Source organism: Flavicella sediminum (assembly GCF_006381105.1).
Lineage (GTDB): Bacteria > Bacteroidota > Bacteroidia > Flavobacteriales > Flavobacteriaceae > Flavicella > Flavicella sediminum.
In genome coordinates, this window is sequence record NZ_VDET01000002.1 from 450606 (window position 1) to 464388 (window position 13783).

The 13783-nt window shown below is 33.8% G+C and carries 6 protein-coding genes; all 6 read right to left on the reverse strand.

Going from position 1 to position 13783, the window contains the following annotated elements:
* Positions 1-2: 2 nt before the first annotated feature.
* A complete protein-coding gene (locus FGM02_RS02520) occupies positions 3-3137 on the reverse strand; it encodes a SusC/RagA family TonB-linked outer membrane protein (protein WP_166461122.1) in 3135 nt (1044 codons plus the stop codon).
* A 566-nt stretch (positions 3138-3703) separates the two neighbouring features.
* On the reverse strand, positions 3704-5185 hold the full coding sequence (locus FGM02_RS02525) for an FG-GAP repeat domain-containing protein (protein ID WP_139956628.1): 1482 nt from the start codon (positions 5183-5185) through the stop codon (positions 3704-3706).
* 126 nt (positions 5186-5311) lie between these two features.
* Entirely contained in the window at positions 5312-6619 is a 1308-nt protein-coding gene (gene fucP / locus FGM02_RS02530; protein WP_139956630.1) for an L-fucose:H+ symporter permease, read from the reverse strand.
* A gap of 43 nt (positions 6620-6662) precedes the next feature.
* On the reverse strand, positions 6663-10697 hold the full coding sequence (locus FGM02_RS02535) for a hybrid sensor histidine kinase/response regulator transcription factor (protein ID WP_139956632.1): 4035 nt from the start codon (positions 10695-10697) through the stop codon (positions 6663-6665).
* A 3-nt stretch (positions 10698-10700) separates the two neighbouring features.
* Complete coding sequence (locus tag FGM02_RS02540) at positions 10701-12566, reverse strand: metallophosphoesterase family protein (RefSeq protein ID WP_139956634.1); 1866 nt, start codon at positions 12564-12566, stop codon at positions 10701-10703.
* A gap of 116 nt (positions 12567-12682) precedes the next feature.
* Positions 12683-13768, reverse strand: a complete 1086-nt coding sequence (locus tag FGM02_RS02545; RefSeq protein ID WP_139956636.1) for a phosphatidylinositol-specific phospholipase C1-like protein — start codon at positions 13766-13768, stop codon at positions 12683-12685.
* Positions 13769-13783 lie beyond the last annotated feature (15 nt).

The window sequence follows — 13783 nt, forward strand, 5'->3', positions numbered from 1 at the left end:
TTTTAAAAATTCATATTAAAACCGAAGTTAAATCTTTTCAAGGTTGGATAATCTCCCCTGAAACTTGAATCTGCAGTTACACTACCGTTAAACTCTCTATCATCTGGTAAGTTTGTCCATAAAAACAAATTATTACCATTTGCAAAAATTTTAAGTTTACTAATCCCTAATTTTTCACACACACTTTTCGGAATGTCATAAGACAGCGAAACCGCTTTTAACCTCGTTAGTGATGCGTCATACCAGTTATCTCTTGGATTTGTAGCTCCTTGAGCTCTCCATGCAGGCTGAGTATCCGTATTGTTAGGAGTTTGTTTTGTCCAATAATCTATGTCTTGTGAAAAAATCAAATGTGTTTGATTACCAAAAGTTCTGTTTCCAAAACTTCTCTGAGCATTTTGTGTACCATACAATTGAGCTGAAATACTGAAACCTTTGTAACGAGCCCCTAAAGTAGCACTCCAATTACTCTGTGGACGATTTGTATAACCAAATGGAGCATTATCAAAGGAACTGTTATAAACACCATCTCCATCAAAATCAACAACATCATAATAACCAACTCGTGTTTTATCCTGATTTGTAATTTGTGGTGTAGACATATAAATATCATCCCAATTCGTTAATATGCCATTAGGAATAGCCGATCTAGATTGCCCTATTGCATAACCCGCAAATTTTTGGTAAAAAGGTCTAAATTCAGGATCTTCTCTTTCAATAATCTTATCTCTTGAATGGGTGAAATTGAAGTTACCAAAAGCATTTATGCCATTATCAAATGTATGATTTCCAGCTAGTACAAGTTCAAATCCTCTTACCTCAACCTTACCTGCATTAAAATCAGGAGGTGCAGTTCCGAAGAAATCTGGTACACTACGATCTTCACCTCTAACAATAATATTGTCACGATTTTCTCCAAAATAATCAAACTCAGCTGTTAGAGAACCATTTAACAAAGAAAGCTCTGCTCCGAAGTTGTACTTAACCGCTGTTTCCCATTGAAGATTCGGATTACCAACACTTGCCTCTTTATAGAAAACATATGGAGATCTTCCTGTATAGTTACTAGGTACTATGAATGCAGATCCTCCATTTTGCCATTGTGTTACGTATTTCCATCTTCCACTAAAATTATCATCCCCAACAACTCCATAAGAACCTCTGAATTTAAGTTTATCTAGCCAATTCACGTCTTCCATGAACGATTCGTTCGTCACCGTCCATCCCGCAGCTACAGAAGGGAAGAGATCAAAACGAAACCCTGGACCAAACTTTTCAGAACCATTATAAGCCCCATTAAAATCAATAAAATATCTAGTGTCGTAGTTATAGGTTACCCTTCCAACCCAATCTTCACGGAATCTTGGAAACACACTACCTTTAGCAGCTTGTTGTCTTCTCATTAAGAATAAAGCTGTTAAATTATGCTTATCTGCAAAAGTTTTGTTGTAGTTAAATGACATATCATAAACTAACCTACGTTCTCGCTGACCGTTCTCTACACTTGAAGAACCTAATGTCCACGGAGTCTGAACAAAATCAAAATCGTTTACACCTTCAGGAGATAAAAAAGTCTCGTTATCCCCATCATAAATTCTATACGTCAAATTTTCAACATCATTTCCTCCTCTATCAACCAAGGATTGTTTACTTCTCATATTATTATCAAGTGAAAATCGACCTTTAAAAGACAAACCTTTTGTTATAAAGTCTAATTTTTGTTTCAAAATAAAATCCGTATTTACCTGAAAATTCTTAAATGTATCATATCCCGTATTTGTTAAACTTACAATAGAATTCGTGATCCCAAACCCATCATCCTTATATTGACCATACAAGCCGTCTGGATATACTGGGGTATACAAATTAGGTGCAATTTCATAAATACCATTAACTACTGTATTTAAATTACTAGGTGTTTCTCTAATCCCTATATAACCAGAAAGATTTACAGAAAGCTCTGTACTTTTTGTAATCTTAAAATCAATATTACTTCGATAATTAAATCTCTCATAATTATACTCACCTAAATAGCCTTTTCCACTATCGTATTTTCCACCATCAAAAATATCATCAACCGTTTGGTAAGCTAAACTCCCAAAATATTTGGCCGTATCACTTCCTCCACGAACAGATAAATTAATCCTATAATCTTGGGCAAAATCTTTCAACAATTCATCTTCCCAATTAACGTTAGGATACCTATAACTCTCTTCTAAAGAAGATGGGTTACGATATTTATCAACGATACTCATTGGAGTATAATCTCCCCATCCAATTGGTGAGATAGCTAATTCTCTCATAATAGAACTATTCGCTTGCATTATTGCATCGTAAGAATCTAATTTTTCAGGTAGTTTAGAAACCATTTTAATGGTCGTATTTACTGCTAAAGACAATTGAGCCTTTCCGGTTTGACCACGCTTCGTAGTTATTAATATTACTCCGTTAGCCCCCTCAACACCAAAAACAGCTGTAGCAGAAGCATCCTTAAGCACAGAAAGTTTTTCAATATCATTCATATCTATATCCGTCATAGACCTTTTTACACCATCAACAAGAACTAACGGACCTCCATCACCATTCCAAGAACTTTGACCACGAATAAATATTCGCATATCCGATTGACCTGGAATACCACTACCCTGTATAGTTGTAACACCTGGTAAGTTTCCTTGTAAAGCTTCTTCAACATTTGAGATACCCGCTGACCTATCCAATAATTCTGACCCTTTTATTTGAGTAATTGCTCCTACTACACTCTCTTTCTTTTGTGTACCATAACCAACAATTACTATCTCGTCCAATACTTCTCCACCTTCTTTTAAGGTTATATTAATTTTATTCCTTCCATTAACAGCTACCTCTTGCGAATCAAAGCCGATATAAGAATAAACTAACGTACTTTTAGCACCTACAGCGATGCTATAATTTCCATCAAAATCCGTTATCGCACCATTTTTAGTACCTTTCTCTATAACATTTGCACCCGGCAACGGTAATCCATCTTTATCGAAGATCGTCCCTGACACTATATTTTGAGCCTGCAGACTAATACTTGAAAAACTGGAAAGTACAAGCACAAGCATCAACAAGACCCCAGAAACAGGAAATCGTTTTTTTAATTTTTGCTTCATTTTAAGTTTGAGTTTTAACATATTAATTTGATTTATTTAGTTCACGCATTTAAAGCCTGGTATAACTGCATCGGTTTACATTTTTTAGTTCCATCATTAGTTTTAGTTTTAGTTTGAATAATTGATTAAAATAGTTTTACAATATGATCTCGAAAAAATCATAATTATATGTTAACAATTTTACAACATATGCAAAATATTAGTGTCCTGTACTGTACTGTGAACACTCATTTTAACAATTACCTCTCAAAAAAAACACACAAACACCTGATTTTATAAAACTTAAACATTCAAGTAGAAATTTCAAGTTCTTTAAAACAAAAAACACAACACCCCGCTTGTTAATAAATCAAGTAATGAAAATACGAAACACATTCTTTCTAAACATAATTGTTTAAAAAAAACAGTTTGATTAGTTTCATTTATTATTTTAAGAATCAAGAAAAAGTAAGATGCAAGCTATCGGTTGCTTTGAAATTAGAAGGAAACAACATATTCAAGAATGCTCTTTTTACTCCAGAAGCATAACATCTCTTCTTGTTTTGAAAGTAGGCAATTAAAAAAAATTAGTTGGTTTTATTTTCAAGTTTTACCCAACTTATATTTCCTTCATTTTTGACGATAGATTCTTTTGGGCCGATGTTCATGCCAAACACCCCCAAAAAGACATCTAAATCTCCGTCAGAATCAGCATCTGCGACATCCATGGTTTGCCATCTTAAATTAGGAAGTTTTTTTATTTGCTGGGCTTGAAAATTTAGACCACCCTTATTTTCTAAAAGCTGAACACTTTTAAAATTTGGATCTGCAAAATTCCCGAAGTTTGAAATTAACATGATATCCAAATCGCCATCCAAATCAAAATCTTCCACAGCCACTTTGCTAACTCCGTGCATTGCATAAAAATAAGACTCTTCAAATTTCTTGTGCCCATTATTTAAAAAGATACGAACGCCATGCTCCTTTTTTAAAGACATAGACAAATCTGCATTGTCGCCATTGCATAAAATTAGGTCTTGGTCGCCATCGGCATCTATATCTCTAAATTGATAATCGACACTTCCAAAAGCGGGTTGAAATTGCAAAACTTTTTCAGCTGTGAATACGCCATTTTCAACATCCCAGATTAGTAAAGACTCCTTTTCTTGAGCAAACAAAACAACTATTTCATTTGCTTTATCGGCATCTAAATTTACACTTACCACCTTTATGGCACCAGAACCAGAAAACAAGACTTCTTTTTTGTAAGTACCATTTTTCAGATTGTGGTACAAGGAAAAATCGCCAATAGTATTCCCATAATTACAAACAAAAATATCCTCAAAACCATCCAAATCAACATCCTGAACTAAAAAATCTACAGGTCTTATCAAAGAATCGATCAGCTTTGTTCCTACATATAATTTTCCTTTAGAAGCATCAGAAGGGTTTAATTCTCCGATAATAAGCAGGTATTGAATGCTGTCTTTGACTACTATTTTTACGGGTGCTGCGCTAAGCTTTTTAGTTTCCTTCAACTTCCCTAAAGCAGTAAGAGTATGCAAAGACGAATTTTCAGCATCTCCAAGAAGTAAATTTTGATTCAGACTGTCATAGTGAACCAAGGTGATAAAATTATTATTTATAGAATCATTTGAAAATGCAAAAGCCTCAAATACTTGAGTCGATTCTAAAATAGTTTCTGGTTTCGGAATATAGGACGGTAAAGAAAAATGACTATAATAAAGCACGATTTTTTCCCATTCCGCTTGCGATAACATTTCAGGATTGTCTGTTTTACTTACTGTCCCTTGAGCATCATAATACACGGGGCCATGATGCGTCATTCCCATTTTATGTCCCATGTTAGGCAGCACATTTTCCAACCACATATTTTTAGATAAAACAGTGGGTTCAGGGAACAAATGGCAACTGGCACAATGCATTCTCACTAGTTTTTCTCCTTCTGTTTGTTGTACTTTTTTTGAGCAAGAACAAAACAAACAAAACAGCAAAAAATAAGAAAATAGCAATTGCAATGAGTACTTTTTTTCAACTTGCTCTGTCATTTGTAAAAAATATGAGTGTATAAACGCTAAATATTCTCAAATGTACTAAAAGCAATAGCAAGCCCAAAAGTTATGAGCTAAATATAAATACATATTGTCTTTATAGATCTTTTAATTTTTAGCGATTCACACTTCTACTTCTTTGCTTACAGAAAAGCCATACCAAGTGATGTATAAAAAACAGAACAATGGTAAAATAAAAGAAAAATTCACCTCAGACACGCCTACTATTTTTATATCGGCGACTCCATTACCACCGAAATCAATAATTATTCCTTGCAATTTTGGCATTAACGCACCCCCCACAATGGCCATAACCAAACCAGCTGAACCTACTTTCGATTGTTCTTCTGTTAAGTCGCCTAAGGCAATACCGTAAATGGTTGGAAACATTAAAGACATACTGAAAGAAACGCCAACTAAGCAATACAAACCAACCAAACCGTGAATAAAAATTGTTCCTAAAACGAAAAGCATGGCCAAAACAGCAAAAGACATTAAGAGTTTTCCTGAATTCATAAATCTCAACAAATAGGTACCAATTGCCCTACCAATGGTAAAAATCACAAAGGCAGCCATTTGATAATAACCTGCAGTTACACTATCCATTCCAATACCTTCAGCGTATTGATAAATATAGGTCCAACACATAATTTGAGCGCCTACATATAAAATTTGAGCAAGCACCCCTAGTACATATTTTCTATTTTTTCCTAAAGTTTCAAAGGTTCCTCTCATACTAGGTAAGGCTCCTTCTTCTTTTGATTGCGGCATTTTACTAATTACAAACAACACAAAAACTCCGATAAGTACCAATCCTAAAATAACATAGGGATTACGTATCACTAATAAATCGGAAGTTTTGATTAATATTTTCGAAGCTTCATCCAAAGCACTAAAATTTTCAATGTCATCCGATTTCAAATTTTTTAAAACAAAATGTTGCGCTACAAACAAACCTGCTAATAAACCCACAGGATTAAAAGCTTGCGCCAAATTTAAACGTTGTGTTGCCGTTTCTTTTGGTCCCATTGCTAAAGCATAAGGGTTTGCTGCAGTTTCCAAAAACGCCAATCCGAAGGTTAGCACATACAGCCCCAAACAGAAAAACCAAAATTGCTCTGTAATGGCAGCAGGATAAAACAAAAGCGCACCAACGGCATATAATGCCAAACCGATGAGTATACCTACTTTATAAGAATATTTTCTCATAAACATTGCGGCTGGCAATGCCATACAAAAATAACCACCGTAAAAAGCCATTTGTACCCAAGCAGCTTGTGAATTGGACAATTCCAAAACTTTTTTAAAAGCTTGCACCATAGGATCTGTTACCGCATTGGCAAAACCCCAAAGTGCAAATAAAGACGTGACCAAAATAAAGGGAATCAAGGCTTTTTTTGCTACAACAGGTACTTTTTTTTGTTCATTCATAATTTTTATTCTTTGGAATTATTAAACATTAATAAGGGCACTTTTATTTGATCAATTTACTTGGTGGAAATCCGAATTGTTTTTTAAAACATCTACTAAAATATAAGGGATCATTAAAACCTACTAGGTAGGTGACTTCGGTTACATTGTGCTTTTTAGTTTTTAGCAATTGCGCCGCTTTTTTTAAACGAATTGTTCGAATAAATTCATTGGGTGCCAAATCTGTCAATTCCTTTATTTTTCTATATAAATTGGAAGAACTCATTCCTAAATCATTGCATAAAAAAGTGGTTGTCAAATCTGTTTTGGCTAAATTTTCATTGATTAACAGCGTTACTTTATCCATAAAAACCTCATCCACTGGCGAATGTGTCAACAAACTTATTTCACTCTCAATCTCCCCCGAAAATTTCGTTTTTAATTCCACACGTGAATTGATAATATTTACAATTCGAGTTCTTAACAAATTCGGATCAAAAGGTTTTACCAAATACCCATCAGCCCCCACTCCATAACCACGGACCTTATCTTCATTTTCTGAAAGCGCCGTCAATAATATGACTGGAATATGGCTTATAAATTCATCCTTTTTTAAGGCTTCACAAAATTCCAAACCGTCCATAATAGGCATCATCACATCGGCAACACATACCACTGGTTTAATTCGTTTACATATTTTTAAGCCCTCTTCACCATTTTCTGCTTTGTATACTTTGTAGTAATCAGACAAATAATCGACCAAATAATTTCTTAATTCGGCATTGTCTTCGACAACCAATATTTTTTGTTTTAAACCAGTAGTTTGCAATATTTTTTTAGTGGGCTTTACTTTTAGCAATTCAGGCTCAATAACCGCTGTGCTAAATTCAAAGACTTCTTCTTTGGTGTAATTTGTTCGATTTATAGGGATTTCTATGGTAAAAATAGTTCCTTTCCCTGGGCTACTTTTAAAAGAAATTGTTCCCTTGTGTAGTTCTATAAGCGACTTTACCAAGGACAAACCGATACCTGAACCCGTATTATTTTCTTTGCTACTTGAGGTTTGGTAAAATCGTTTAAAAATATTTTTTTGACTTCTAAAAGGAATTCCAATTCCGGTATCGCTTACCTCTAAAAGTAGGCGATTTTTATTTTCGTTTTTTAAACTAATAAATATATCAACACTCCCTTGTTTATTGGTGAATTTAATAGCATTCGACAGCAAATTATATAAAATCTTATCATACTTGTCATTGTCAATCCATCCTTCAATAGAATTGTTTTCACTGATAAAGTTGAAAGAAATATTTTTATCCTTCGCCAAATCTTTAAAAGTTTCAAACACGGTTTTAGAATGCAATAAAATGTCTGTTTTGGAAACCTTCAATTTTAACGCTCCTGTTTGTGCTTTTCTAAAATCTAAAATTTGATTTACTAAATTCAGCAGTCTTTTTGCATTTTGATAAATTAATGTAGATTTTGTTTGCTGGTAATTGTTGCCTGCTTTTTCACCTTCTTTAATTAGCTGCTCTGCTGGGCCTAATATCAGCGTCAATGGCGTTCGTAATTCGTGAGAAATATTTGTAAAAAATCGAAGTTTTTCATTATTCAGCTTTTCATTTCTTTCTTGTTTTAATTTTTCAGTTAATAACTGTTGTCTCAATACAATCCGATCTTTTATAGTTCTGCGTACCAAATAAAACACCAAAGCTAAAATAAGCACCGCTAAAAACAAAGCTTTGTAGGTCAGCCAAAATGGTGGTGAAATTTTAATTTTATACGAAACCGCATCGCTTAGATAACCATTACTATTGCTGGATCGCATTTTAAATACATAATCATTTGGGTACAGGTTGGTGTATTGAATAGTTCTAGAATTACTATTTGTAGAAATCCAGTCTTCATCAAAGCCCAACAACATATATTCAAATTTATTCAGCCTTTCATTTGAAAAAGAAGGGCTTGAAAATTGAATAGAAAAATTACGATTGTCATAATCAAGTTCAATGTTTTTATCGAAGTTTAAGTTCTTTGGAAGAAACTTTTGATTGTTAATTTCCATTCCAGAATACACTTCTTTATTCTGAACTTTAAACTCTGTGATAAAAGGGGTAGGCGACCAATAATTTTCTTTAATTGTATAGGGTGAAAAGTAGATAACTCCATTTTTACTTCCCAAATAAATCTGTGAATTATTAAAGTGATAAAAACCACTAGAGCTAAAAACATCCAATCTGTAACCGCTGTTTACATAATAGATATTTGTTTTATTGGTCGTTGTATTGTATTTCGCAATGCTATTGTTATTCATGTTTAGCCACAAATCGCCATTGGAATCTAACACCATGTCCGAAATCCATTTTCCAGCCAGTTCTTCTGGAGCTGTCATGGCTTTAAAATTATTTTGAAGTGCATCATACCTAGCCAAACCCAAACGAGTGGCTGCCCACAAATTGCCAGAAGCATCGACAATAACATCACTTACATTGTTGTGCGGTAAGAATTTTTTATTGGCAGTAGCATTGTGTTTTGTAATTTTCTTTGAATTGAGTAAGTATTGTGCTACACCATCTTCCGTAGCAAACCATATACTTTTTGCTTGGCTTCCAAAAACAATTTTATTGATGGAACTTCCTTCAAGTATTCGTCCAAAAGAGGCCTCTTTTTGTAAGCTTTTACTATTTAACACGATGGCACCTTCTCCAAAAGACCCCACCATAATTTTATGTGCTTCTAATTTCAAAAAAGTTAGCACTGCCGATTTTTCAAAACCAACATCTATCAATTTCGCACTATTGCTTAAATAATTATAGACCAAAATTTTCCCGCTCCAAAGTCCGCAATAAAATATTTTTCCATCATCAGAGAAAATACTTGCAATATCATATTGCTCATGAAACAAAGGAACAATCTCCTCCTTCTCTGTAATAAACAAACCATTATGCCGAGTAGCAATAATTACTTTTTTATCATAGGTTTCAGAAAAACCTCTTACACGAGGCGCTTGATTATCGATATAGGTTGAAATATCTTTGTTTAATTTGAACTGATTTTGATAGGGATCATACCGATCCAAACCATCCCCTGTTCCGATCCATAAAATACCTGCCGGATCAAAATACAAAGCAGACACCAAATTATCTTTTAAAGAGGTGTCATTAGACAATACGGCATAATGCCTTTTGAAATCCCCTGTAGCAATGGCTTCTAAATTATCACAAACCAACAAACCTCCTAAGGTACCTACCCAATATTTTCCTTCAGGCGAGCGAGCTACAGACAAAAAATAAGGCCCTAAATTTTCTCTTATGGTATCATCTTCAATATAAAGATTTTTAAAAATATTGTTTTCTTTATCTAATTTATAAAGCCCCTCACGCGTCCCTACAAAAATATCTGATTTAGCATCTTCATAAATAAAATTGATGTAGGGGTTTTTATCTTTTGAATTATTTATGTTTAGGGTATAAGTTTGAAGTTGCGCAACAGCTCCTTTTTTATCTAAGCTTATTTTCGCCACAGATCCAGTTCCATAACTACCCACCCAAATATGTCCATTTTTATCTTCAAAAATTTCTTTTACATACTCAAAACCTTTGATGTTTACTTTTTCAAATCTATTTTCTTTGGGATAGAACATGTAAACACCCTTGGTTTTTGTTCCTACCCAAACACGTTTAAATTTATCTACATATACAGCTCGAATTTCTTCATCTGGCAAACTATTCGGATTATTTTTTTCTGGCAAAAAAGTAGTAAACGTATAGCTATCTGTTTTAAACAAAGTCAAACCTTTTCGTGTCCCAATCCATAAATTATTAGATGCGTCATCCAACTCTAAGGCGGTAATATCATCGTTGTAAATTGTATTGTCTTTAGAAGAGGAACTTAAATAAGGTTTGAATTGATACCCATCAAAACGATTCAGACCTGCAAAAGTACCTAACCATAAAAACCCTTCTTTATCTTGTACAATATGCCTTACTGAATTGTTCGACAAGCCAGAATTATGATCATAGTGTTCAAATTTTATATTCTGAGAAGTAGAACACAAACAACAAATCATACTGAAGAATAGTAAAAAATATTTTTTTCTCATGAACTAATTATCATTGTAATTTCTAGGTTTGACACGGTGTATCGTATTTGCTTTTAAATCAATTTTAAAATGATTGGATGGCTGTCCGTTGGCCGTTTTAAAAAAAACAGTTCCCCACAACGACAAATTCAAGTCGGTAGCCATTTTTAATTGCTTGCACACAAAAAGGTATTCAGCCAAACGTTGCTCACCAATATCTGCAATAGCCAATTCATCGGCGCTTCTAAGTTTGTAAAAAGCAAGAATCATTTCTAAGCCTGTCCATTTTTCAAACATTTCCAAACTCAAATTTTCAGCAATTAGGGCTTCAGAAATTTCCTTCTTCTTCTTTTTCAGACTTTCATCTAAAAGTAATTCTTTTCCTGTTGAATTGCTTAATTTCTTAAGAAATTCAGGAGACCAATCATTAATCAAAAAACGTAATCTAACCAATTCGCTTAAATGCAATGCTGTAAAATCTTTATAATTCGTCGCTGTAAGAATTTCTTTATTCCATAAATATTTGGACTCAATTTCTTGCAAGTGTTTGTATTCCTTTTCATACAAAGAAAACAAACGGTTAAAATGAGCTACTGAATCTATGACAATTGTTTCCACCTCAAATTCAGTAGCAGACTGAATGGTCAGCAACTTATATGCCGGTACATAAGCGGCCAATGAAGGGGTTTGAATATTAAATAAAGTATGTTTTTTTTCGGTTGTTCTAACACCGGTATCATTGATATGCATATGACCGCCAAAATGAATTTTTAATCCTGCATCGGCAAAAGTTTTAGCAACATCCTCATTGGGTACACGATGCAATTGCAGCTTACCATCTCCAAAAAGTGTTTTTAATTCTTCGGAAGCATCGTCGTTAAAATCAACCATCGGATAATGACTAAACGCAATCAAAACCTTGCCTTTTTCTTGGGCTTTGCTTGCCACTTTTTTCACCCAATCAATCAAATGACTTTTTTGTAAAAGCACCTTATTGTAACCAATACTTGCTCCAGAAAAATCTTTCGGATTTTCAGAAAACTTCGAAATATTGTTTTGAGGCACATATACATTGGCATCTATGGCCAAAAGCCAAATTCCTTCAACAGGTTCAACCAAATAACTCACATCGGGCAAATGCAATTCTTTATTTTTTAAGGGATAGCTTCTTCTTTCTAAACCAGATTGTTCCAAGGCTTTTTTTAGGGAATAATGCTCATAAGAATAGTTTGAAAACGGTGTTTCCCAATACACATACTCGGCTTTTGGAAAAAAACCGAAATTGTGCATTTCATTTAGTATTTCTTTATAGCCCCAGTTTTTAATTTCTGAAGAAAAAATGGGTTTCAACTCGTATTGGTGACCGTCTTTCTTTAATGCTACAGAACTTAAAATAGCCTGTTCTTTACCTCCTTCTCCTAAAAAATCTGATTTCCCTCCTTCTTTAGAAAAGGGTCTGACAGGATCGTGATTTCCTGTTGTGGCAAAAAAAGACATCCCATGTTTCTTAGAATATGCTTCTAATATTTTTGTCAGACCTTTTACATGAATAGGCTGACCATCGTCACTAAAATCGCCAGGAAGCACCACGTGTTTTATGCCTTTTTTAGAAATATCTTCCAAGGCTGCTAGAAATGCAAAATAATTTTCATTAAAAATTCGTGTCGACTTTAACTGAGCTTTCATGGTCCTAATATTCACGAATTCTCCAGTTTCTTTATTCTTAACCCCTTTATAATTGGCATCCGAAAAAGAAGCATAGATATCCTGAAAATGTACATCTGCCAAAAATGCAATTCGAAAATTTGTCGGAATCGCCTCTTTCTTTTCTGTACAAGAAAACAAACTCGTCCAAATAAAAATAACTAATATGTTTTTTAAAAAATTCATTTTTACGATGGCACTTAACTAATTTTTCGTCCTGTTTCTTAGGAAAACACATTCCATTTCTTGCTTTCCCAAATCTATCAAAACTTAATTTAATAGCAAGCCTCGGAAACCGATGGCTACTTTTTTATTCGTTCAAACGAACCTTTTATGAAATTAACCTCATAGCTCGATGGAAAAAATTCAGAGGGTCTATAATAATCGGTTGAAATAACTTGTGCTCCCGATGCTTTTGCTTTTTCAAGTCTAGTATAAGAATTTATACGTGCTTCCTTGGTATCCGCATCAGCTCGAGTACGCACCATATAGCCTTTAGACACCAATGCTTTTATATAGTCGAAATCTTTTATGGGATTGTTCACAATTCTAAAAGCAGCCTCTGGATTCCCTTCTTTGCTATTCACAAAAAGCACTCGGTTTTGCAAACTTTTATGCCCCTCTAAATACCTATTTATTTTAGCTTCTTTTTCATCTAAAACAAATAAGAACCTACCTTTTACTTCTTTTAATTTTGGCCAACCTTTTGAAAGTATGGCTTCTTCCAGCGTTTTAAATTTACCCCTCACCAAATCTGGAGTGATCAATTTTTCTTCAGAAAAAACTTGTTTAATTTCAACATCAATACAATCCAATGCTTTTGCAGTAAAAGGAAAAGGGTCTCTTGTTCCTGCTACTTTTTGATCTTTGGCGTTGATTAGTATAAAAATGGGACTGTGATTTGGATGTGACATAGACCATTTTTTTAAAGCTTCTAAGCCTTCTTTAAAAAGCAAATAATGACTTCTAAAATCGATATCTTGCACATGAAACATTTTAAGCCCTGGCTGTTCTAGTTTTTTTTCTTTATCGAAAACTAAAGCTTCTTTACCCATATTTCTCACGATTTCCAAACCTTTCGGATTGGAAAAATATCCTCCTAACGGATCATAAAACACATCTAACTCTAAATTACGCAAGCCTAAATTTAATTGATCTTCTAGGGAAACATGACCATATTGCAAAGCTTTTGCTTTTTTTGGATCAACAATGGAGTTCAAATAATTCCAAAGTGGTTTTTCAATGGCAATTTTATACGAATTATGACTACCAATGACTTGGAGCGCATTCAATTTTTTGGATATGCTTTCTTTAACTTTAGTTTGAGCCGATATCCCTAAAGAAATCAGCGAAAAAATTAATACGATTCTAGCTCTCAAAATATTCATTCTCAATATTTGTAA